Consider the following 18,094-nt stretch of genomic DNA (forward strand, 5'->3'; position numbering starts at 1 on the left):
CCGGCAGGGTGCCCGCAGGAGCGCGGATCTCGGCCGGGAAGTTCGGCAGCGTCGCCAGGTCGTTGCCGAACGCGGCCGCCTCCGAGGTGAACCGGTCACCGGTCAGCTGCATACCGTCACCGGAGTCGCCAGCAAACCTGATCACCACGCGGTCGAGCTTGGTCACCTGGGTGGGCCGGGTGCTGCCCAGCTCGCCGTTTCCTCCGTTCACGCTGGAACTCATGTTGTGCTGGTCCCTCTCTCGCACGGCTACGTGCCTGTGTCGAGCCTAGCTGTGCACGTTGTGGGTCTCCCTGTTCTCCAGGGTATGCGGGTCCCACATCACAGTCAGATCTCCCAGAGTCTGGGACGACGGTCAGGCCTGCCGGGAGATGCGCTCGCGCATGGCGGCCAGCAGCTCGGCGAAGGCGGGCGTGTCCATGGACGCCAGCTGCGCCACGAGCTCGGTCTCGACCGCGTCCTCGTGACGATCGTAGGCCGCCGTCGTGCGGAGGGTTCGCTTGGTGGTCGTGACCAACTCACGCGGCGCCTTCGCCGCCGGTCCCGCCAGCTCGACCGCCGCGCTGACCAGGGCGGCGTGGTCCCCGTCCACCTGCCGGAACGCCAGCCCGGTCCGCACCGCCTCGGCCCCGTCGAACCGCTGCCCGAACACGGTCATCGCCATCGCCGTCTGCGGCCCCACGACCCGCTGCAGCATCCACGTCATCCCGCCACCCGGGTGCAGCCCCAACTGCAGGAACCGCGCGTCGAACCGCGCCGCCGGGCCCACGAGTCGAACGTCACACGCCAGTGCCAGGTTCAGCCCGGCCCCGACCGCCGCACCCCCCACCGCCGCGATCGTCGGCAGCGCACAGTCGGCGACCGCGAGGAAGCCGGCGTAGATCGCCCGCAGCCCCTCCTCCCGGGCTTCCCCGAGCGCGGTCAGATCGGCGCCCGCGCAGAACGCGGGCGGCGCGCCGGTGACCACGAGCGCGTGCACGGAGTCGTCCCGCTCACACTCCCGCACCAGTTCGACCATCCGCCCGGCCATCCCCAGCGTGATCGAGTTGCGGCGGTCGGGAACGTTGAGAGTGAGCACCGCGACCCCGTCCCGGCGCTCGAGCAGCACGTCGTCCATGGCCGGGAACTCTAGGTCACCTCGGGCGCTGGCGGCCGCTCCAGCAACCGCGAGAGCACCACGGTCGAGACGGTCCGGTCGATCATGTCCACCGCTCGGAGCCGCTCCAAGGCGTCCTCCAGGTGGTGGATGTTCGCGGCCCGCAGGTGCACGATCGCGTCCGCCGCCCCCGTCACGCTGTACGCCGCCACCACCTCCGGCAGCGGCAGCAGCCGAGCCCGGATCCGGTCCGGAGTGACGTTCCCCATGCAGTGCACCTCGACGAACGCCTCCGTCCCCCAGCCCAACGCCTCCGGGTCGACCACGGCGGTGAACCCCCGCAGCACGCCTTCGTCCAGGAGCCGGTCCACCCGCCGCTTCACCGCCGGAGCGGAGAGTCCGACCGCCTTCCCGATCTCCGAGTACGACGAGCGGGCATCGGCAACCAGTCGCGAAATGATTCGCTGATCCAAGCCATCCACACGCAACATTCTGCATGCAGGAGGGTGCCAAAGCGACATTGATCGCCGATCAACCCCGCACTTACATTGGAATCATGACGGAAGCCCGCGTGCCGACCCGGCGTCGCTACCTGATGTGCGAGCCGAAGCACTTCACGGTCGAGTACACGATCAACCCGTGGATGGACCCCAGCCAGCCGGTGAGCACGGAGCTGGCGGTCAAGGAGTGGACCGAGCTGGCGGACACCTACCGCCGCTGGGGCCATCAGGTCGAGTTCATCCAGCCCCAACCGGGCCTCCCCGACATGGTCTTCGCCGCCAACTCCGGCACCGTCATCGACGGCCGGGTGCTTGGCGCCCGCTTCCGCGCTCCCCAGCGGGCCGCCGAAGCCGACCACTACCGCCGGTGGTTCCTCGACCACGGCTACCGCGACGTGACCATGCCGACCAAAACGAACGAGGCCGAAGGCGACTTCACCTGGACCGGCGAGGTGCTACTGGCCGGCACCGGCTTCCGCACCGACCCCGGCGCGCACGCCGAGGCCCAGGAGATCCTCGGCGTCCCCGTGATCTCCCTGCAGCTGGTGGACCCCCGCTACTACCACCTGGACACCGCGCTCTGCGTCCTCCAGGAAGCGACGTCGGACCGCCGGGCCCACGTCGCCTACTACCCCGAAGCCTTCAGCCCCGGCTCCCAACGCGTCCTCTACCGCCTCTTCCCCGACGCGATCGTCGCCAACGCCGCCGACGCCGAGTGCCTCGGCCTCAACGCCGTCTCCGACGGCCGCAACGTAGCGATCCCCATGGAAGCCACCCACCTGGCCGACCAACTCATCAACCACGGCTACGACCCCACCTTCCTCGACATCTCCGAACTCCGAAAGTCCGGCGGCGGCCCCAAGTGCTGCACGATGGAACTCCGGGGCTGAACAAATCGGTGGACGGAACGTCGGCGCGCCCCTACGGTTCCGGCGACCGTGACTCGACGCCCGGAGGTGAGACCCATGAACGCTGTTTCGATGTGGGTGCTCCCCTCGTCGTCACGGTCGGGCGACTGACGTAGGGGTTGCCGGGAGTACCTCGAGCAGGCACTCCCGAAAGGCAACCACCCATGAACACTTCGCGCTTCACCGCGGGCGAACCCGCGGTGGAGATCACCCGCGTCGAGCCGGGACTGTGGCACGCGCTGGACGACGGCCGGGTGACCGGCCGCGCCGAGACCACCACCCGTCCCGACGGCCGGGTCTTCCTCAGCGTCGACGCCTGGCACCGCTCCGTCTTCGACCAGCTCGCCCACGCGATGCTCGCCGCCCTGCCGGAACCGCTGCACACCGTGGTCGACGAGACCGACGACGAAACGCTGGCCGCCTGGCGACAGGCCGGGTTCACGATCCGGCGGCGCGAGTGGGAGTACGCCGTGCCCACCGATCCGCGCGTCACCGGCCCGGCTCGCCCGGTCACGATCGTGCCCGCCGAAGCCGATCCGCTGCGCGAGCTGGACCGCGTCGTCCGCGCCGAGGTCGACGCGACCGTCGGCTGGGCGGAGATGCCGGCCGAGGTGCTGGTCCGGCCGCCCGACGACCCGGCGAAGTACGCCGTGGCCGTCGAGGACGGCGAGTACGTGGGCCTGATCCGAGTGGCCCAGGTGACCCGTCTGCCCCGGATCGGCCTGGTCGCCGTCCGCGCCGACCGGCGCCGCCGGGGCATCGCCCGCGCGCTGCTGGCCGACGCGCTCGGCGTCCTGCACCGGGCGGGGATCGAGACGGCGTCGGCCGAGGTGAAGGAGACCAACGAGGCGGCGACGGCACTGTTCGATGGCATCGGTGCCCGGCGGACGAACAGCACCCTGGAGCTGGTGCGCCATGGCCGGTAAGGGCGGGATCGAGGTGGAGGGAACCGTCGTCGAGTGCCTGCGTGACGCCCGGTTCACGGTCGAGCTGGCGAACGGGCACCACGTGCTCGCCCACGTCAGCGGCAAGATCAGGAAGAACTACATCAAGATCCTGCCGTACGACCGCGTCCTGGTCGAGCTGAGCCCGTACGACCTGAACCGGGGCCGAATCCTGTTCCGCTACCGGACCTGAGGCACGGAAGGCCGTTCCCGTCGGCGGTCCGCCGCGGGAACGGCCCGCTACCCGGCCAGCGACAGGCTGTTGCCGTCCGGATCCAGCACGACGACGTGCCGCACGCCGTTGGGATAGGTCTCCACCGCCTCGTGCTCGATCCCGTGCGCGGCGAGGCGGGCCAGGATGTCGTCGAGGTCGGTCACGCCAAGGGTGACCATCGCCCCGCCCGCCCGATCGCCCCGATGATCGACCACGATCCAGGCGTTCTCGCCGATCTGCCACAGGTGTTCCTCGCCGATGACCTCGTCGGCCGGGCGCCCGAAGAACGCTCCGTACCACTCCAGTGCCCTGGCCCGGTCACTCACGCCCATGACGCTGTACAGGTCCACGTCCTCGGCTCCTCTCGATCGTCCCGAGAAAGTAGACCGTTGCCGCGACCGGAACTCATCGGAAGCTCTTGAAAGGAACCTTTCGAAAGGATACTTTCATATCATGCGACACCGCGTCACCGACAGCGAACTCATGGGCGCGCTCGCCCACCCCCTGCGCGCCGCGCTGCTGCGCCACCTCATGGCCGTGGGACCGCGCACCGCCAGCGAGTGCGCCGAGGCGGTCGGGTCGACGGCCTCCAACTGCAGCTGGCACCTGCGCCAGCTCGCCCGGTTCGGACTCGTCGAGGAGGCCGGCGAGCGCGGCGGACGGGAGCGGCCATGGCGGTCCGCGGTCGTCGGGCTCGAGCTGGGGGAGCCGGCCGCGGATCCGACGACCAACGCGGCGCGGCGCGCGATCCTCGCCAACGCGCTCAACGAGGAGGCCACCCTCACCCAGCGCTTCCTCGACCGCGCCGACGAACTCGAGCCCGAGTGGCGCGACGCGGGCGCCCTGGACACCTACGGCCTCACGATCACCGCCGACGAACTGCGCCAGCTGGTCGCCCGGATCGACGAGCTGGTCCGGCCCTACGTCGCCACCGTGCGTACCGCGCCGCCGGACGACGCGCGGGCCGTCCACCTCGGGCTCCGCGCCTTCCGCCGCCTGGATCGGGCGTGAACCGGAGCTTCGCCCGCCTGTGGACAGCCGCGTTCTGCTCCGAGACCGGCGAGTGGATGCTCCAGGTCGCGTTGCCGGTCCTCGTCTACCAGAGCACCGGCTCGGCCGCCTCCACCGCCGCCATGATGATCGTCGGGATGGTTCCGGCCGTCGTGCTCAGCCCGGTCGCCGGAGTGCTCGCCGACCGCGCCGACCGGCGTCTGCTGCTCCTGCTCGTCTGCCTCGGCCAGGCCGTGGTCGCGCTGCCGCTGCTGGTGGTCGACGGCGCCGGCTGGTACCTCGTGATGGCGGCGCAGGCCGCGCTCGCCGCCGTGTTCGAACCCGCCCGCACCGCGCTCGTGCCCGCGCTCGTCGCCCCGGAGCGGGTCACCGCCGCCAACGGGATGCTCGCCTCCGCCGGCAACGTCGCCCGGCTCGCCGGGGCCTGGCTGGGCGGCCTGCTGTTCGCGCTCGGCGGCATCGGGTTGGTGGTCGGCGGGTACGTGGTCGTGCTGCTGGCCGCGGCGGGCGCGCTGGTGGTGCCGTTCGGCGACCGTGGCCGTGCGCCGGCCGATCGCCGACCGGCCGTGCGGGAGTGGCTCGACGGGCTGAACCTGATCCGGCGGAACCGGCGGCTGTGGGTGGTCGGCGCGGCCATGGTGCTGATGGCCGCGGCGCAGGGCATGTTCCTGGTGCTGTTCGTTCCGTTCGTGCTCGACGTGCTGCGGGCCGGGCCGGAGGGGGTGGGGCTGCTGCGTGGGGTGCAGGCGGTCGGTGGGCTCCTGGCCGGGCTGGGGATCGCGGTACTGGCCAGGCGGGTGTCACCCACGCAGATGTACGGGTGGGGAGCGGTCACGTTCGGTGTCGTGTCCGCGGTGGGCTGGCACGCCCACGGGTTCGGCGCCGGCCTCGGGGTGTACGTCGGGTTGTTCGTGCTGGTCGGCGTGCCGTCGGTGGTCGCGGCGACGGGGCTGGTGTCGACGCTGCAACGTGCCGTGCCACCCGCCGCGGTCGGCCGGTTGACCAGCACCGCGTTCGCCGCGATCGCGCTGGGGACGGCCGCGGGCATGCTGATCGCCGGCTGGACCGCGACCTGGCCGCCGATCCTCGACGTACAGGCGGCCGGCTACCTGGTGGGCGGAGCTTTGGTGCTCATCGGCGAAAATGGCCGGTGATGAGTACCAACACCGCACGCAGGCGTTCCCGCCGGCAGGAGACCGGCCTCTGGCGGGTCCCGGTGCGCCGGGTCGAGCAGGTCACCCCCCGCCTGGTCCGGGTCACCGTCGGCGGCGACGAGCTCGCCGGGTTCGTCAGCGCCGGCACCGACCAGAACGTGATGCTGTACTTCTACCCCGACGACGTCCCCCCGCCGGAGACGCTCGAGGACGCGCGCGCCAGGTGGTCCACGAACCGCCCGCTGACCAGGACGTACACCATCCGCCGGCACGACCCCGCCGCCCACGAGCTCGACTTCGACTTCGTCCTGCACGACGCCCCCGGCCCGGCCTCCGACTGGGCCAAGCGCGCCACCCCCGGCGACCACCTGATCCTCGTCGGCCCGTCGCCCGCCTACCAGCCCGATCCGACCGCCGACTGGCACCTGCTCGCCGGGGACGAGACCGCGCTCCCGGCCATCGCCGCCATCCTCGACGTGCTCCCCGACGACGCCGTGACCAGGGTGTTCGTCGAGGTCGAGGACGCCGCCGAGGAGCAGCCCCTGCCCGCTCCGGTCACCTGGACGCACCGCGCCGACGGCGGCTCGCTGGCCGCCGCCGTCGCCGCCGCGGAGCTGCCGGACGGCCGGGTCGACGCCTGGCTCGCGGGGGAGCGGTCGTCGATGGTCGAACTGCGCGCGCACCTGCTGGACCAGCGCGGATTCGACCGCCGCCAGGTCCGGCCGACCACCTACTGGCGGCGCGGCGCCCCCGGCAGCTGACCTGCGCATTCGACGCGAATCGGAACTCAGGTGCCCGGAACGACGTTGTACGGCGAGGAGTCCACGACAGTCACAGGAGTTGGTGGAGGAGCGCCGGAAGTGCACAGGCACTACAACGGGTTGAAGACCGCGCTGCTGCTCGGCGGCATGAGCGCGCTGATCATCCTGATCAGCTCGCTGTTCGGCCGCACCGCGCTGTTCATCGGACTTGGCCTCGCGCTGCTGATGAACGGCTACGCCTACTTCAACTCCGACAAGCTGGCGCTGCGGGCCATGCGGGCGAGGCCGGTGTCCCAGGCCGAGCAGCCGGAGATGTACCGGATCGTGCGCGAGCTGGCGACCTCGGCCCGGCAGCCGATGCCGAGGCTGTACGTGAGCCCGACCCAGGCCCCGAACGCGTTCGCCACCGGCCGCAACCCGCGCAACGCGGCGGTGTGCTGCACCACCGGCATCCTGGACCTGCTCGACCAGCGTGAGCTGCGCGCGGTGCTCGGGCACGAGCTGTCCCACGTCTACAACCGCGACATCCTGATCTCCTGCGTCGCGGGCGCCCTGGCCAGCGTGGTCAGCGTCCTGGCCAACCTGGCGATGTTCGCCGGCCTGTTCGGCGGCTCCGACGAGGACCGCCCGAACCCGATCGCGATGCTGCTGCTGGCGCTGCTCGGCCCGGTCGCGGCCGGCATCGTGCAGATGGCGGTCAGCCGGTCGCGGGAGTACCAGGCCGACCAGTCCGGCGCGGAGCTGACCGGCGACCCGATCGGCCTGGCGTCGGCGCTGCGCAAACTGGAGTACGGCACCCGGGTGGCGCCGCTGGCGCCCGAGCCGAGGGTCGTGTCCCAGTCGCACCTGATGATCGCCAACCCGTTCCGCCCCGGGGAGCGTGCGGCCAGGATGTTCTCCACGCACCCGCCGATCGCCGACCGCATCCGCCGCCTGGAGGAGATGGCCCGCCGCCAGGGCTTCTAGCCGGGTCTAGCCGGTGGCCCCCGCCGCGCGCGCGATGGACATGACGTACTCCCCGTAACCCGACTTGGCGAGCTTCCGGCCGAGTTCGAGGCACTGGTCGGCGTCGATGAACCCCCGCTCGAGCGCGATCTCCTCGAGGCAGGCGATCCGCACGCCGGTCCGGTGTTCGAGCACCTGCACGAACTGCCCCGCCTCCAGCAGCGAGTCGTGCGTGCCCGTGTCCAGCCAGGCGAACCCGCGCCCGAGGTCGAGCAGCCGCGCGCGCCCCTGACGCAGGTAGTGCATGTTGACGTCGGTGATCTCCAGCTCGCCCCGCGGCGACGGCTCCAGCGACTTCGCGATCTTGACCACGTCGTTGTCGTAGAAGTAGAGCCCGGTGATCGCCCGGTTCGACTTGGGCTCGGCCGGCTTCTCCTCGATGGAGATGAGCGTGCCGTCGGCGTCGACCTCGCCGACCCCGTACCGCTGCGGGTCCTTGACGGGGTAGCCGAAGAGCACGGCCCCGTCCATCCCGTGCACGTAGTCGGCCATCAGGGCGGAGAAGTCCGCCCCGAAGAAGATGTTGTCCCCCAGCACGAGCGCGACGTCGTCGTCCCCGACGAAGTCCTCGCCGATGATGAACGCCTCGGCCAGCCCGTTCGGCTGCGGCTGCTCGGCGTAGCTCAGCGAGATGCCGAACTGGTGTCCGTCCCCGAGCAGCCGCCGGAAGTTCGGCAGGTCGTTGGGGGTGGAGATGATCAGGATGTCCCGGATGCCGGCCAGCATGAGGACCGACATCGGGTAGTAGATCATCGGCTTGTCGTAGACCGGCAGGAGTTGCTTGGAGACGGCCTGCGTGATCGGGTGCAGCCGGGTGCCGCTTCCCCCCGCGAGGATGATGCCCTTCATCAGCGTTCTCAACCCGTCACTCGACTACGTGGGACCTCGAACACCGTAGCCGGGTGTCGTGGTCGTCCGCCGCCGCCTTCGAGCCGCCGATCAGCGGTAGTTGGTGAACTGGAGCGCGATCCCGAAGTCGGACTCCTTGAGCAGGGCGATGGCGTCCTGCAGGTGGTCCTTCTTCTTGCCGGAGACGCGGAGCTGGTCGCCCTGGATCTGCGCCTGCACGCCCTTGGGCGCCTCGTCCCGGATCTTCTTCGCGATCTCCTTCGCCTTGTCGGAGGCGATGCCCTGCACGATGGTCCCGGTGACCTTGTGCACCTTCCCGGAAGGGGTGGGATCACCCACGTCGAAGGCCTTCAGCGAGATGTTCCGCTTGATCAGCTTGTCCTTGAACACCTCGATCGCGGCCCGGCACCGCTCCTCGGTCTCCGCCTCGATGGTGACGGCCTCCTCGCCGGCCCACTTCACCGAGGCTCCGGTTCCCCGGAAGTCGAAGCGCGTGGACAGCTCCTTGGCCGCCTGGTTGAGCGCGTTGTCGACCTCCTGCCGGTCCACCTTGCTCACCACGTCGAACGACGGGTCCGCCACCTGACACGCACCTCCACCTAGAAGCCTGGACCTCCCCACCGGGATGCTACCGCCGCCCGCCGAGCGTCGGCGGGATACCGGTTGGCGACCGCCCGACACCGTTGGGTATGGTTTCGCCCGTCCGGTTCCGACCGGTCACCGGCGGGTTGCCCGAGCGGTCAAAGGGAGCAGACTGTAAATCTGTCGCGAAAGCTACGAAGGTTCGAACCCTTCACCCGCCACCAGCCTGGTCCGACCAGGCAGGACAACTGAAGACGAGATCAACAGCCAGACGAGAAGTTGATCCTTTGGTATGGCCTTGGGTGCGAGTTGCGCTCAGGGCCATAACTGTCTTGCCCGAGGATGGTCGCGTGTCACCTGGGTGCCTTGGTTCCAAGTACCCACCGTCACAGGCTGAGGTGCACGGCTCAGGTCCGCTGGGATTGAAACAGAACGCCACATCCCCACGAATACCTGTGAGAGGTGGTTTCGTGGGGACGAATGGCTTCGAGCGACACAAGCACGACGTGCTCAAGGTGTACCGGGAATACAAGGAGTATCGCCGGGCCACTGGAGCCGCGGCGAGCGCATACAGGGACACACTCCTACGCCTGCTCTGGAGGGTTACGGGTGCTCGTACAAAAGAGCAGGCCCTGATGATCGCCCGATCGTACGACCGGGAGGCCACGCGAAAGCGGAATCCCGCTCCGAAGTCGCACGCGCGAATCAAACTAGTCAAACCGGATGCGAAGCCGAGGCCCACGCGAAAGCCGAAGGGCAAAGCGCGAAAGGCTTCCCGCGGTGGCAGCGTCTGGACCGTGAGCGGTGGCCTGCCTGGTCTTGGCAAGCGCGCGTAGCCGCATCGCGACTCTCACCAACACGGCCCGGTGGCTGTTCGCGCTGGATAGGGTGCGGCGTGTGACTGGCCAGTTCGGTGGGCTGCTTCGGGGGTCGCGGCGGCGGGCGGGGTTGACGCAGGAGGAGCTGGCGGAACGCACCGGCCTGTCGGTGCGGACCGTTCGGCGACTGGAGACCGGCGCCAGTGCCAACCCGCAGCTCGACACCGTGCGGCTGCTCGGCGACGCGCTGAACCTCGACCAGGACGACCGGGCCCGGCTGCTCGCCGCGGCTGACGGGCGTGTGGTGGCGGAACCGGCGGTGAACGCGAACCGGCCGGAGTCGGCGTTCGAGCGGAGGCTGGCGGACGCCTGTGACGAGCTCGCGCACGCGGTCCGCAAACCCCTTCGCGAGGACGAGGAGCAACGCCGGATCCAGGACCCCACCCCGCTCCCGGTCCGCTGGCAGCTCGCGCCCGACAACGTCATGGACCACTGGGAGAACATCTGCCGCACGCCACCCGGCGCGACGGCGGCAGCCCTGGACCTGGACGGGCGCCTGCCGGAGATCGCCGACGTATACCGGCGGGTTCCGTCCGGGCGGCTCGTGGTGCTCGGGCGTGCCGGCTCGGGCAAGTCCGTACTCGCCGTGCGGTTCGTTCTCGATCTGTTGCGGACCCGCACCCGGGGCGACGCGGTGCCGGTCGTCTTCGGTCTCGGGTCGTGGGATCCGACTCGGACCGGGCTTCGGGAGTGGCTCGCGGGTCAGCTGATCCGCGATCATCCGGGGCTCGCCGCCACCGGTGCGGACGGAACGAACCTGGCCGACGCGCTGGTCGAGGCCGGCCTCATCCTCCCGGTGCTGGACGGGTTCGACGAGCTCGCGGCCGGCCTGCACCGGGCCGCCCTGGACGCGCTCAACGTCACCACCATGCCCCTGCTGCTGACCAGCCGGCCCGGCGAGTACGCGGCCGTCGCCGGTGTCGACGCGCTCACCGCGGCGGCGGCCGTGCGGCTGACCGACCTCACCGTCACCGACCTGGTCGACTACCTCCCGCGCACCACCCGCGCGAACGTCTGGAACCCGGTCCTGGACGAGCTGCGCGACCATCCCGAGCGCCCGGCCGCCGTCAACCTCCGCGCGGTGCTGACCACCCCGCTGATGGTGAGCCTCGCCCGCACCATCTACAGCGACCCCGCCGCCGGGAACCCGGCCGAACTCCTCGACACCGCCCGGTTCGGCAGCCAGTACGCGCTCGAGGACCACCTGCTCGCCACCTTCGTCCCCACCGTCTACCGAAACCCGCGCTGGGACCCGGACCGCACCCGCGGCTGGCTCGGGTACCTCGCCCGGCACCTCGACCGGCTCGGCACCCACGACCTGGCCTGGTGGCACCTGGGCGGCGGGATGCGCCGACGCTTCCGCGCGCTCGTCGTCGGGCTCGTGTCCGGGTTGGCCGTCGGGCTGGCCACCGGACCCCTGCTCGGAACGGTGAACACGCTCCTCGGCGGGAGCTGGACCATCGGGCTCGTCGCCTTCTTCGGCAACTGGACCGCGTTCGGGCTGGCGCTCGGACTCGTGCACGGCGCCGGGATCACCCTCGGCGGCGGGGCGTTCGAGCCGTCGCGGGTCCGGCTGCGGGCCAGGGGCGGCGCGCGGCAGCTGCGGTCGACGTTCGTGCCCCGGCTCGCGGCCGGGACGGCGGGCGGCGTCGGTCTCGGGCTGGTGCTGGGGGCCGCGGGTGCCGCCGGACTCGACCCCCTGGGCCTCGTCGGGTTCGGGTTCCTCGGCGCGTTCGGGACCGGGGTCGGACTGGGGGCGCTGGCCGGCCTCGGGTGGGGCCTGATGGCCGTTTTCGAGGCCCCGGTCGACATCAGGTCCGTCGTGCGGCCGGCCGACCTGCTGCGGACCAACCGGAAGACCGTGGTGGTCCAGTTCCTCGGCGGCGGGCTCGTACTCGGGACCGCGTACCTGCTGGTGATCGCGTTCCTGGTCGGGGACCTGCATCCGTTGGCGATTCCGCTCGTCGTCGTGATCAGCCCGGTGATCGGGTTGGCGATCGGGACCAGCCTGACCGCGTGGGGGCAGTGGGTGGTGTTCGCGCGGATCTGGCTGCCGCTGACCGGGCGGCTGCCCTGGGCGGTGTCCGCGTTCCTCGACGACGCGTACCGGCGCGGCGTGCTGCGGCAGGTCGGCGCGGTCTACCAGTTCCGGCACGCCCGCCTCCAGACCCACCTGGCCGACACGGCCTGACCTGCGGTTTTCTCTACCGGACACAGATGTCCGGTGCCAAGTCCTGGTCGGCGCCACCGGTCCACGCCACCGTCCTCGGTGTGTTCGAAACCGTCGACGACCTAACGAGCGCGGTCACCTCCGTCCTGAGTCCGGACGGGCCGCTCGGGACGCTCGCCCAGACCCTGACCGACGCGCTGGACAGCGTGTGGGCGGAGTTCCTCGGTTCGCCCGCCCCGCCGGGCGGTACGAACTGGAACGCCTACAGCCACGAACAGCTGTACCGGATGCTGTGGGAGGACGCCGACGTCGGCGACGTCGGCACGGTGGCCGCCGAGTGGGGGCGGCACAGCGCCGAGCTGACCGGCTTCGCCGACGCGTTGCGCCGGGAGGCGACCACGCTGCGGTCGCACTGGCAGGGCCGCGCGGCCGAACTCGCCGCGGGCCGGCTCGCGGAACTGTCCGACAAGATCTGGAACGCCGGGGCCAGGGCGGGCACGGTGCAGAAGGCGGCCGCCGACGCCGGTGACGCGCTGGCCCACGCCAGGAACACCATGCCACCGCCGCCACCCGATCCGATGACGCTGATGACGAGCGCGGTCGGCGCCGGACCGCTGCCGCCCCTCCAGGCGGTGATCGTCGGCGGCGCCCGGGTGTTCACCGCCGACGCGGTGGCGGGTGCGTCGAAGGCCGAGGCGGTGGCCGTGATGCAACGCTACGAGGCGAGCCTGCGGGACAGCGTCCGGCACGTGGTGCCGGCGCGGCCCGACGCCACCACGTCCAGGACGTACCAGGTGGACGGGCCGGACGGGACGACGACGACCAGCGGGGCCGCGGCGTCCACGGGTGCGCTCGGCGGGATCGGCGGACTCGGCGGGGGCGCGACGGGCGGTGTGGCGTGGGACCGGCTCGTCGGGGGCGCCCCGCCGGGTCCGGGTGGGCTGGTGGGAGCCGGCCCCGGGCCCGTGCGGGGCGTGCTGGGCGGCGGTCCGCTCGCCGACCCGGGCGCCCGGCGCGCGATGGGCCCCGGCGGCTTCATGTCACCCGGCATGGTCCCCAGGAACGGCGACGACGAGGACAAACCCCACCACAACCGCCTGCCCCACGTGGACAGCGGCCTGTTCACGCTGGACGAGCGCACGAGCGCCCCGGTGATCGGGGACGTGACCGACCGGGAGCGCAACGTTGGCCTCTGACATGTCACCCCCGCACGGCTTCGAGGTCCTGGCCGACGAGCTGTTCGCGCAGGTCAAGGCGCTGACCGGGATCGGGGACCAGACGAACGGGCTGGTGTCCTCGGCGGAGCGGCTGGCCGAGCACCGGCCGTTGCTCGGCACCGCGCCGCCCGCGCTGCACCTGGCGGCGCGGCTGCGGGAGGCGGCCGGCCCGACCGGGCTCACCGGCGAGGTCAGCGCCGCCGACACGGAACTGGCCAGCTACCACCAGGCGCTGCGGGCCACCGTGCACCGGTACCAGGACGGCGACCGCGACGTCGCGTGGGAGCTCTCCGGCGAGGAGCGCGCGGAGTGACCACCCGCTTCGGGCTCGTCGAGCTGGACCTGCTCGCCGCGCACGCCGGCGTCCGGTTCCCGTTTCCGTTGCGGGTGCCGGAGTTCGGCCGGATCGCGGGGGAGCGGGAGGTGCTGCTGGCCGGCGCCGGCATGACCCTGCGAGCGCGCGGGCTGGCCGGCGAACGCGGGCCGCTCGGCGTCGCGGCCGAGGTGGTCACGGCGTTGCGGGAGCACCGGGGCACGGTCGACCTGGTGCTGGCCGGCCCCGGCACGGCGGTCGGTGTGGTGGCGCTGGTCTACCGGTCCTGGGCGCTGTTCTGCCGCCAGCCGCTGACCGGCGACCTGGCGGAGAACGGCGTGCTGGTCCGGCGGATCGCCCAGCACGCGCTGGCCGACGAGCTGGCCGGGCTGGTGCCCGAGGTCGGAACGGCCACCACCATGCCGGTCACGCTGCCGCCGGACGACCCCGACCCCGAGGTGCTCGACGAGCTCGGCCGGTTGCTCCCCGAACTGACCGGCGCCGGACAACTCGGCGCGTCCCGCCGCGACGCCGGCCGGTCCGGAACCGGACTGTCCTGGTTGGACGGTCCACGCGGCCGGCTGCGGGTGCATCGCGCCGACGACGGCTGGACCAGCGTCAATGCCTTGCGGCACAACGAACTGCGGCACACGCTCGACAACCTGTCGATGATCGCCAGAAGGGAACGAGATGGATACTGAACAGTGGCTCGCGCAGTACGACAAGCGGATCAGCGAGATCGCCGCGCGCGCCGAGGAGGCCGGTGCGCGCCTGCGGCAGGTGGGCGGCACGGCGTCCTCGCCCCGAGGTGAGGTCGAGGTGAGGGTCGGCGCGAGCGGCGTGCTCGAGGACCTGACGCTCACGCCAGCCGCCCGCGCCCTCGAGTCCGACGAGCTGTCCCGGCTCATCGTCGACACCACGCGCAGGGCCCGGCACGCCGCCGGTGCGCGCGTCGCCGGCATCTCGGCCGAGTTCTTCGGCGAGGGTCCCGCGCTCGAGGTGATCAGGCAGCACCTGCCGGCCGGCGCGCCGGCGCCGAGGAACCGTGACGAGGACGACTACTTCGCCAACCCGGAGGTCACCCGATGACGCACTTCGACGTCGACCTGGACCAGCTGCGGGGCCACGCGGGCAACGTCGGTGACGTCGCCGACGAGCTGTCCGCGATCGGCGGGCGGCTGCCGAGCGGCCTCACCGACCTCGCGCTCGGGGTGTTCGCCCGGTTCCTCGCGGCCGGCGTGCAGGACGCCATGGCCCGGGTGGCGAACACGATCACCGACGCGTCGTCCTCGGTGGCCGAGCTGGGCGACGGCCTGACCCGCACGGCCGCCGCCTACCAGAACACCGACGAGACCAACGCCACCAACCTGACGGAGGAGTACCCCCGATGACCGACACGAACACCGCCCAACTCGCCGCCGAGCTGAGGGCGACGGACGAAGCCGTGCGCGCCAAGGGCTGGGTGTCACCGGGACTCGGCGTGCCGGGTGCGCCACTCGGCCTGCTCGGCTCGACCCTCAACCCGCTGACCGGCCTCGCCGCGGCCGGCCTCGGCTGGTTCGCGCCGCTGGTGTCGTTCCTCGGCGAGCCGCTCACCCAGCTCCAGGGCGGGGAGTCGGCGTCGATCACCTCGGGCGCCCAGGACTTCGGCGACGCCGGCCGGGACGTCGCTGGCGTCGCCGGCTCGTACAAGGACTCGACCAGTGCGCAGACGTCCGACTGGTCCGGCACGGCCGCGACGGAGTACCGGGATTCCGCGGCACGGCACGCGGACGGCGTCGCCGGCCTCGGCGAGGCGAGCAACACCGTGGGCAGCGCGATCATCGGGGCGGGTCAGGTGGTGGCGCAGGCCATCGCCGAGGTCACCCAGCTGATCGCGGAGGCGGTCTCACAGATCGTGCCGATCATGACCCAGGCGGTGGCCCGGGCGGGGGAGACCTTCGGCCAGAGCGTCGTCGAAGCCATCCCCCCGTGCGTCGGGATCGCCGTCTCGTACGCGCTGCGCATCGCCGGCAAACTGGCCGCGCTGGTGGCCAGCGGCCAGAACCTGCTCAAGCTCGTCCAGGGCGGCCTGGCCGTAGTCGACCTGATCAAGCAGGCCCTGACCAGCATCAGCCACCAGAGCATCACCGCCGACGCGAGCGTGCGCGCCGGTGTTGTGGGTTCGGGAAGCACCGCGTAACGCGCACACCTCCGATCGCGACTGAGGGGTAATCACCTGGGAGGTCGAGATGGACATCGCCGAGCGGACGCAGGCGTTGGCGTTGAAGCTGCGGAAGCAGAAAGCCGGCATCGAGACCGAGGAGGCGACCAAGAACGCCTTCGTCATGCCGTTCATCAGCACCGTTCTCGGGTACGACGTCTTCAATCCGGCCGAGGTCATCCCGGAGTTCACCGCGGACGTGGGGCTCAAGAAGGGCGAGAAGATCGACTACGCCGTAGCCCACGACGGGAAGATCCAGCTGCTCGTCGAGGTGAAGAAGGTCAACGATCCCCTTCGGATCGAGCACGCTTCTCAACTCTTCCGCTATTTCGCGGTGACCAACGCCCGCATCGCGATTCTGACCAACGGCGAGGTCTATCAGTTCTACACCGACCTCGACGCGCCGAACCGGATGGACGCGAAACCCTTTCTCGTACTCGATTTCTCCGCTCTCGACGAGACCTTGCTGCCGGAGCTCGCGAAACTCACCAAGGAGTCCTTCGACCTTGACTCGGTGATCAGTGCCGCCGGCGAGTTGAAGTACATCGGTCAGCTCAAGCGGGTGCTCGCCGCACAGTTCAAACAGCCAGAGGACGAATGGGTCAAGTTCCTGACGACGCGGGTCTACGATGGGTCGTTCACCCAGCGGGTGCGCGAACAGTTCGTTCCCCTGGTCGCCAAGGCCACCCGGCAGTTTTTGAACGAGCAGGTGAACGACCGCCTCAAGAACGCCCTTGGCGGCCCGGACGCGTACGTCACCGTGTCCAGCGGTTCATCGGAGGTGGAACCGGCGCCGGCCGAGGAGCAGAGCCCGGAGCCGGTCGAGACCAACGGTGACATCGTCACCACCGACGACGAGATCGAGGGCTACCGGATCGTCCGAGCGATCGTCTGCAGCGAGGTACCGGTATCCCGAGTGGTAGCACGGGACACGAAGACCTACTGCGGCGTGCTGCTCGACGACAACAACCGCAAGCCGATCGCGCGGCTCTGGCTCAACCGGTCGAAGAAGTACCTCGGCGTGTTCGACGAGAACAAGGTCGAGACCCGCATCCCCATCGACGACGTCGAGGACATCTACCGACATGCCGAGTACCTGCGGAAGACGGTTGTCCGGTACCTCACCAAACCCGGCGTGATCGACGTCGTCACCGAGGGGTCGGAGTCGGTTGTGACAGCCTGAGCCACGTGCGGCGGTTGGGTGCTGATCAGGTTCGGCGGGCTCGGGTGGCTCGGCAGGGGCTGGGGGTGGAGCGGGCTTCTTCCGTCGGTGGTGTGGTGCGGCGGGTGGTGGGGTTGCAGGCGCAGGACGTTCGGGCGAACCGGCTCGGGGTTTGGGGGCGGAGTTCGGGGTTGACGGCGGGGAACGTGGGTGCTGCCGTTCAAAGCCGCTGCGTGGTGCGGACCTGGGCGATGCGGGGGACGCTGCACATTGGTCGCCGTCGATGACCTGCCTGGGTGCACGCGGCGGTTGGGAGCTACTTCGCGGCGCGGGGAGCGCCGCGGCGCCGGCGGTCGGGGCTCGACGACGCCTTGCTGGAGCGGGCGGCTACGGCGTTGGAGACCGTCCTCGGCGAGCCGACCACTCGGGGGGTGCTGGTGGAGCGACTCCGCGAGTGCGGGGTCGAGCTGGATCCGACTGGTCAGGCGCCCGCTGACCTGCTGGCCTGGGGGGCGAACGTGGGCCTCGTCTGCCGAGGGCCGGACACGGCGAACGACGAGCCGACCTACGTACTGATGGGCCGCCTTCCGCGTGTCGAGCCGGACGAGGCGTTGGCGACGCTGGCTCGGCGGTACCTCGCGGGCTACGCGCCGGCCACCGCCGGGGATCTCGGCGCCTGGTCGGGGCCGCCGGTCACGTGGGCCCGGCGGGTGCTGGCGGCGATCGGGGATCTCACCGAGACCGTCGACGCGGACGGGCGGGAGGCGTTCGTGCTGAAGGCGGAGGGTGAGATAGATGACACCTCAACCGTCCGGCTGGTGGGGCACTTCGACGCCTATCTGCTCGGGTACCGGGGGCGGGAGTTGGCGGTGCCGAACCCGTTCGCGAACCGGATACAGGCTGGTGGGGGGTTCGTGATGCCGGCCGTCGTGCACGGCGGGCTCGTGGTCGGAACCTGGCGGAGCCACGTCAAGGGTGACGTTCTTCGCGTTGAACTCGACGTTTGGCGGAAGATTTCCGGCGCAATCGGTAACGAGGTGGTTGACCTCGGACGATTCCTCGGGGTGCGAACCTCGACCAGCTGAGTCCGTGCTCGAGTTTCGGTAGTGATGTCCTCTTAGCACAGT

20 protein-coding genes, 1 tRNA gene and 2 pseudogenes are annotated in these 18,094 nt (G+C 71.0%); 17 read left to right on the top strand and 6 right to left on the bottom strand.

Annotation, left to right across the window (positions count from 1 at the left end):
* From JT362_RS29370 to JT362_RS29380, 3 genes and pseudogenes are all read right to left on the bottom strand, one after another.
* Positions 1 to 223 (bottom strand): annotated as a pseudogene (locus JT362_RS29370) (2-oxoacid:acceptor oxidoreductase subunit alpha); the annotation flags it as partial.
* 132 nt (positions 224 to 355) lie between these two features.
* Positions 356 to 1,117: an enoyl-CoA hydratase gene (locus JT362_RS29375; RefSeq protein WP_260195097.1), complete on the bottom strand. Its 762-nt coding sequence runs from the start codon at positions 1,115 to 1,117 to the stop codon at positions 356 to 358.
* 11 nt (positions 1,118 to 1,128) lie between these two features.
* Complete coding sequence (locus tag JT362_RS29380) at positions 1,129 to 1,578, bottom strand: Lrp/AsnC family transcriptional regulator (RefSeq protein ID WP_260195098.1); 450 nt, start codon at positions 1,576 to 1,578, stop codon at positions 1,129 to 1,131.
* Between the two features lie 74 nt (positions 1,579 to 1,652).
* On the opposite strand from JT362_RS29380, the gene ddaH reads away from it, so the two are divergent.
* From ddaH to infA, 3 genes are all read left to right on the top strand, one after another.
* Positions 1,653 to 2,486: a dimethylargininase gene (ddaH, locus tag JT362_RS29385; RefSeq protein WP_260195099.1), complete on the top strand. Its 834-nt coding sequence runs from the start codon at positions 1,653 to 1,655 to the stop codon at positions 2,484 to 2,486.
* A 182-nt stretch (positions 2,487 to 2,668) separates the two neighbouring features.
* The gene (locus JT362_RS29390; protein WP_260195100.1) at positions 2,669 to 3,430 is read left to right on the top strand and encodes a GNAT family N-acetyltransferase; all 762 of its coding nucleotides are present in this window, start codon (positions 2,669 to 2,671) and stop codon (positions 3,428 to 3,430) included.
* Positions 3,420 to 3,641: a translation initiation factor IF-1 gene (gene infA, locus JT362_RS29395; RefSeq protein WP_260195101.1), complete on the top strand. Its 222-nt coding sequence runs from the start codon at positions 3,420 to 3,422 to the stop codon at positions 3,639 to 3,641. Before JT362_RS29390 ends, infA begins: the two co-directional genes overlap by 11 nt.
* Before the next feature lie 47 nt (positions 3,642 to 3,688).
* Here infA and JT362_RS29400 read toward each other — a convergent pair whose 3' ends face one another.
* Entirely contained in the window at positions 3,689 to 4,012 is a 324-nt protein-coding gene (locus JT362_RS29400) for a VOC family protein (RefSeq protein WP_260195102.1), read from the bottom strand.
* A 103-nt stretch (positions 4,013 to 4,115) separates the two neighbouring features.
* On the opposite strand from JT362_RS29400, the gene JT362_RS29405 reads away from it, so the two are divergent.
* The 4 genes from JT362_RS29405 to htpX all read left to right on the top strand — a co-directional run bounded on the left by JT362_RS29405 (position 4,116) and on the right by htpX (position 7,554).
* Entirely contained in the window at positions 4,116 to 4,673 is a 558-nt protein-coding gene (locus JT362_RS29405) for an ArsR/SmtB family transcription factor (protein ID WP_260195103.1), read from the top strand.
* Entirely contained in the window at positions 4,670 to 5,827 is a 1,158-nt protein-coding gene (locus tag JT362_RS29410) for an MFS transporter (protein WP_260195104.1), read from the top strand. The genes JT362_RS29405 and JT362_RS29410 overlap by 4 nt, the downstream gene beginning before the upstream one ends.
* Positions 5,827 to 6,588, top strand: coding sequence for a siderophore-interacting protein (locus JT362_RS29415; protein WP_260195105.1), 762 nt, complete (start codon positions 5,827 to 5,829; stop codon positions 6,586 to 6,588). The genes JT362_RS29410 and JT362_RS29415 overlap by 1 nt, the downstream gene beginning before the upstream one ends.
* A 99-nt stretch (positions 6,589 to 6,687) precedes the next feature.
* Entirely contained in the window at positions 6,688 to 7,554 is an 867-nt protein-coding gene (htpX, locus tag JT362_RS29420) for a zinc metalloprotease HtpX (protein ID WP_260195106.1), read from the top strand.
* Between the two features lie 6 nt (positions 7,555 to 7,560).
* Here htpX and rfbA read toward each other — a convergent pair whose 3' ends face one another.
* Together rfbA and JT362_RS29430 are read right to left on the bottom strand one after the other, a co-directional pair.
* Entirely contained in the window at positions 7,561 to 8,442 is an 882-nt protein-coding gene (gene rfbA, locus JT362_RS29425; RefSeq protein WP_260195107.1) for a glucose-1-phosphate thymidylyltransferase RfbA, read from the bottom strand.
* 90 nt (positions 8,443 to 8,532) lie between these two features.
* Positions 8,533 to 9,024: a YajQ family cyclic di-GMP-binding protein gene (locus JT362_RS29430; RefSeq protein WP_260195108.1), complete on the bottom strand. Its 492-nt coding sequence runs from the start codon at positions 9,022 to 9,024 to the stop codon at positions 8,533 to 8,535.
* 140 nt (positions 9,025 to 9,164) lie between these two features.
* On the opposite strand from JT362_RS29430, the gene JT362_RS29435 reads away from it, so the two are divergent.
* From JT362_RS29435 to JT362_RS29480, 10 genes and pseudogenes are all read left to right on the top strand, one after another.
* Positions 9,165 to 9,248: transfer RNA gene (locus JT362_RS29435), tRNA-Tyr, on the top strand.
* Positions 9,249 to 9,921: 673 nt separating this feature from the next.
* Entirely contained in the window at positions 9,922 to 12,093 is a 2,172-nt protein-coding gene (locus JT362_RS29440; RefSeq protein WP_260195109.1) for an XRE family transcriptional regulator, read from the top strand.
* A gap of 26 nt (positions 12,094 to 12,119) precedes the next feature.
* Positions 12,120 to 13,268, top strand: a complete 1,149-nt coding sequence (locus JT362_RS29445; RefSeq protein ID WP_260195271.1) for a WXG100 family type VII secretion target — start codon at positions 12,120 to 12,122, stop codon at positions 13,266 to 13,268.
* A 1-nt stretch (position 13,269) separates the two neighbouring features.
* The gene (locus JT362_RS29450) at positions 13,270 to 13,602 is read left to right on the top strand and encodes a hypothetical protein (RefSeq protein WP_260195110.1); all 333 of its coding nucleotides are present in this window, start codon (positions 13,270 to 13,272) and stop codon (positions 13,600 to 13,602) included.
* The gene (locus tag JT362_RS29455; protein WP_260195111.1) at positions 13,599 to 14,303 is read left to right on the top strand and encodes an ESX secretion-associated protein EspG; all 705 of its coding nucleotides are present in this window, start codon (positions 13,599 to 13,601) and stop codon (positions 14,301 to 14,303) included. Before JT362_RS29450 ends, JT362_RS29455 begins: the two co-directional genes overlap by 4 nt.
* On the top strand, positions 14,293 to 14,691 hold the full coding sequence (locus JT362_RS29460) for a YbaB/EbfC family nucleoid-associated protein (protein ID WP_260195112.1): 399 nt from the start codon (positions 14,293 to 14,295) through the stop codon (positions 14,689 to 14,691). The genes JT362_RS29455 and JT362_RS29460 overlap by 11 nt, the downstream gene beginning before the upstream one ends.
* Entirely contained in the window at positions 14,688 to 14,993 is a 306-nt protein-coding gene (locus JT362_RS29465; RefSeq protein ID WP_260195113.1) for a WXG100 family type VII secretion target, read from the top strand. The genes JT362_RS29460 and JT362_RS29465 overlap by 4 nt, the downstream gene beginning before the upstream one ends.
* On the top strand, positions 14,990 to 15,784 hold the full coding sequence (locus tag JT362_RS29470) for a WXG100 family type VII secretion target (protein ID WP_260195114.1): 795 nt from the start codon (positions 14,990 to 14,992) through the stop codon (positions 15,782 to 15,784). The genes JT362_RS29465 and JT362_RS29470 overlap by 4 nt, the downstream gene beginning before the upstream one ends.
* A gap of 49 nt (positions 15,785 to 15,833) precedes the next feature.
* A complete protein-coding gene (locus tag JT362_RS29475) occupies positions 15,834 to 16,988 on the top strand; it encodes a type I restriction endonuclease (protein WP_260195115.1) in 1,155 nt (384 codons plus the stop codon).
* 107 nt (positions 16,989 to 17,095) lie between these two features.
* A pseudogene (locus tag JT362_RS29480) lies at positions 17,096 to 18,052 on the top strand (winged helix DNA-binding domain-containing protein).
* Positions 18,053 to 18,094 lie beyond the last annotated feature (42 nt).

Origin of the sequence: Actinophytocola gossypii (assembly GCF_025165815.1) — a bacterium.
GTDB classification, from domain to species: Bacteria; Actinomycetota; Actinomycetes; order Mycobacteriales; family Pseudonocardiaceae; genus Actinophytocola; species Actinophytocola gossypii.

Excerpts from the sequence above, each read along its gene's own strand:
- JT362_RS29375 (WP_260195097.1), bottom strand. The coding sequence starts at position 1,117 with ATGGACGACGTGCTGCTCGAGCGCCGGGACGGGGTCGCGGTGCTCACT.
- ddaH (WP_260195099.1), top strand. The coding sequence starts at position 1,653 with ATGACGGAAGCCCGCGTGCCGACCCGGCGTCGCTACCTGATGTGCGAG.
- JT362_RS29390 (WP_260195100.1), top strand. The coding sequence starts at position 2,669 with ATGAACACTTCGCGCTTCACCGCGGGCGAACCCGCGGTGGAGATCACC.
- infA (WP_260195101.1), top strand. The coding sequence starts at position 3,420 with ATGGCCGGTAAGGGCGGGATCGAGGTGGAGGGAACCGTCGTCGAGTGC.
- JT362_RS29405 (WP_260195103.1), top strand. The coding sequence starts at position 4,116 with ATGCGACACCGCGTCACCGACAGCGAACTCATGGGCGCGCTCGCCCAC.
- JT362_RS29415 (WP_260195105.1), top strand. The coding sequence starts at position 5,827 with ATGAGTACCAACACCGCACGCAGGCGTTCCCGCCGGCAGGAGACCGGC.
- rfbA (WP_260195107.1), bottom strand. The coding sequence starts at position 8,442 with ATGAAGGGCATCATCCTCGCGGGGGGAAGCGGCACCCGGCTGCACCCG.
- JT362_RS29445 (WP_260195271.1), top strand. The coding sequence starts at position 12,120 with ATGTCCGGTGCCAAGTCCTGGTCGGCGCCACCGGTCCACGCCACCGTC.
- JT362_RS29450 (WP_260195110.1), top strand. The coding sequence starts at position 13,270 with ATGTCACCCCCGCACGGCTTCGAGGTCCTGGCCGACGAGCTGTTCGCG.
- JT362_RS29460 (WP_260195112.1), top strand. The coding sequence starts at position 14,293 with ATGGATACTGAACAGTGGCTCGCGCAGTACGACAAGCGGATCAGCGAG.
- JT362_RS29465 (WP_260195113.1), top strand. The coding sequence starts at position 14,688 with ATGACGCACTTCGACGTCGACCTGGACCAGCTGCGGGGCCACGCGGGC.
- JT362_RS29470 (WP_260195114.1), top strand. The coding sequence starts at position 14,990 with ATGACCGACACGAACACCGCCCAACTCGCCGCCGAGCTGAGGGCGACG.
- JT362_RS29475 (WP_260195115.1), top strand. The coding sequence starts at position 15,834 with ATGGACATCGCCGAGCGGACGCAGGCGTTGGCGTTGAAGCTGCGGAAG.